Source organism: Mucilaginibacter sp., from assembly GCF_039207105.1.
Classification (GTDB): domain Bacteria; phylum Bacteroidota; class Bacteroidia; order Sphingobacteriales; family Sphingobacteriaceae; genus Mucilaginibacter.
Genome location: NZ_JBCECK010000289.1, coordinates 1 through 3010, shown reverse-complemented (window position 1 = coordinate 3010; position 3010 = coordinate 1). Strand labels below are relative to the sequence as shown.

General features: G+C 42.0%; 3 protein-coding genes. All 3 read right to left on the bottom strand.

The window, feature by feature from the left end; all coding sequences use genetic code 11:
* Positions 1-323: 323 nt before the first annotated feature.
* Positions 324-752: an SRPBCC family protein gene (locus tag AAGC65_RS25665; protein ID WP_343115307.1), complete on the bottom strand. Its 429-nt coding sequence runs from the start codon at positions 750-752 to the stop codon at positions 324-326.
* A 108-nt stretch (positions 753-860) separates the two neighbouring features.
* Positions 861-1937, bottom strand: coding sequence for an acyltransferase family protein (locus tag AAGC65_RS25660; protein ID WP_343115306.1), 1077 nt, complete (start codon positions 1935-1937; stop codon positions 861-863).
* Between the two features lie 150 nt (positions 1938-2087).
* A partial coding sequence (locus AAGC65_RS25655) for an SDR family oxidoreductase (RefSeq protein WP_343115305.1) occupies positions 2088-3010 on the bottom strand: 923 nt, incomplete at its 5' end.

The following is a 3010-nucleotide window of genomic DNA, read 5'->3' as shown; positions in this document are numbered from 1 at the left end:
CAAAAAATAATTACCTAATTCTATTACCGAATTACTAAACCCTTACAATTGCGAGCGATAGCGTGGCAATCGCGGACAGTGCAAGTTTTCCTTTAGATTCGCGATTGCTTCGTACCTCAGCAATGACAAATTTTACCCCACCCTCTTTACAGCGAAATTGAACAGAGGGGAGACAAGCGTAGCGATGTCAGGGGTGAGTTGATAAACGGCCTCATTTGATGGAACTGTCAATTCATGGGCTATTACCGTTGGGAGGGGGAGGAACTTAGCTGTTGAACACTACCGCGGGTGTTTCACCGTCGATAGTGTTCAGTAGGCTATTATTAAGCCTGAGCTTCCGCGTATTTTTTAAAATTATCCAAAATAGCCTGCCAGCCGCCCCGCTGCATTTCAATAGGATTGGTGCTTTCCGGATCAAATGTTTCGGTAATTTTAGTGGCGCCGTCAATGTTCTCAAAAATCACACTAACTTTCCGGCTATCGTCCATTGTATATTCAATAAGGCTGTTATCCTGTACATTGGTATAAGTACCACCAAAATCAAAGCTGAAGCTGCCATCTTTAGCAGCCATAGTAGTTTTGAATGTGCCGCCGGTGCGCGCGTCGTTATCTGCATAGGGCGCATGCCAATCATCTGAGGCATGGGCCCATTTGGTAATATGCTCAGGATTGTTCCAAAGATCCCAAACTTTTTGAACCGGAGCGTTTACAGTAGCTGCAACGGTTACGGTGGTGTTATTTGCTGTTTCCATAAATTGATTTGTTGAGTTGTTTTATTGAAATAAAGGTAGGGCAACATTTTAAAAAACAACGGGGGTAATCACGACAAATAAAGGGTGTTAGTAATCACAACCGTAGGTTTATCCCACCAGCCATTTGCTTTTAGGTAAAAACGACAACAGCTTAATCACCACATAGGTAGTTATAAAGGTGCACAACGCAATCAGCGGAACTTTAATTACCGCGCTGCCAAAATGTTCATCAAGCAACGAATGATAAAAGTTGAGCAGCATAATATGTGCCAGGTAAATACCATAGCTCCGCGCGGCAATATCAAGTATCAGCTTTTGAAATGTTGATGGGATGTTTTTAATGCTGATGTTTTTAACTATCAGAAATACGCCTGCAGTCATCATCACTACGTTGATAACTTCAAAACTCCAGGTAAGCTCCAGGGTGCTTACATATTTTTCTGTAGGCAGGCGGTGCATAAAGCCATAGGCGGTTATGGCATAATCTACAATAATAAGGAGAGTGCCGGCTACATAGTTCCACGTTCGGGCTGGCATATGGAAACGTTTAATATAGTTGGCCAGCACCACATATCCTAAAAAGCCCGAAAAGTAATACAGCATAGGCGTTTTGTTCCAAAATGCCTCACCCCATATTTCAGGGAATATTAAATGGATATAAGGCAGGCTACAGGCTATGCCCCACAGAATCAAATAAAATTCCATCCCCTTACGGCTCGTGGTTTGCATCCAGGACGATAGTATGGGTGCAAACAGATACAAGCCCAGCAGCATATACACAAACCACAGGTGTCCGATCTCCACACCATAATTTACGGGTATTTTAAGAATATTGAGCATTACCGTGCCCATATCACCAGCCCCCATAAAGTATTGGTAAAAGGCATATAGTATGCACCAGAATACAAAGGGGATAGCAACCCGGCTTAATCGCTTTCTAAAAAACGTATTGGCATCATTTACCGGGAAAAGAAAAAAGCCCGAGATCATGACAAATAAAGGCACGCATATACGGCATATGGAGTTATACCAGTCCACCACCTGGGCATCGGGTGTGTTAAGCACCACGCCGCCATCGCCTATATAATAAAATTCGCCGGAGTGTACCTGGATTACCATATAGCAGGCAATCACCCTCAGTACATCCAAACCATAGTTGCGTGCAGGCTTAACGGTAGTAGTCATGATTTATAATTGAACCTGTAAGATATTAAATTATAAATAATGTTATAGATATATAAATCAAATTAGTGCCTAATCTTGTTAAAAATTTACTTATTTATAGGGAAAATTTAAATTCAAAAGCCGGCTTATTTGCCGGCTTTTGAATTTAATCTATATGGTATTGTCCCATGCTTTTAGTTGAATTTCTTTCAGTGTTGCTTCTGCTGACTGCGGAACCACATTCCTGAATTTACCGGTTTCGGCGGGTACAATTTTAACCATAGCCTCAATAGCTTCCCTCGGGTCAAGTCTGCCTTCTGGTGTACCCAATAAGGCATCGAACATTTTTAGAAAATCGGCTCTTTTGGTAAAGTTTTTACTATCATCGAGCCAGTGGAGTGCATTGTCTACACTGGTTTCATTAAAACCGGTGAAATATGGGCCCGGATTTATTGTCTGCACCTGGATGCCATAAGGTTTCATTTCCAATTGTAATCCTTCAGCAACTGCTTCCAGTGCATGTTTGGTAGCTTCATAAGCGCTAAAGCCCTGAACGGTAATCAATCCGACCTCTGATGAAGTAAATATCAACTTTCCCTTTTTGCCCTCGGTGATCCATTTGGCGATGAATTTTTGAGCGAGGGAAAGCGGTGCGAAAAAGTTGGTTTCAAAGTCAGATCGAACAAGCTCAATTGGTATCTCGAATATCGGTCCTGCGTCGCCAATGCCTGCATGGCTAAACAAAATATCAATATCCCAACGGAGAGAGTTAGTTACATCGATGTGATTTAAAATGTCAAGTTTTTCAACGCGCAGATTATCTGTAAGTCCCAGTTCCTCAGCTTTTCTGCGTAGTGCAGTAACCTGCGGAGAAATCTGTACCCCTGCAATTACCTGATGTCCTAATTGTGCAAGGCCAATAGCTGTTCCTTCACCCATTCCAGAACCTGCTCCGGTAATAAGGATTGTTTTTTTTGTACTCATTTTTTGTTTTTTAGGTGTATGTATGGCTGATTGATCAACCATAATTCGAAATTGGTGATATGGGACATGGCTTACTATCCCCAAAAACAGGGAGTGGTATCCCCTTAATT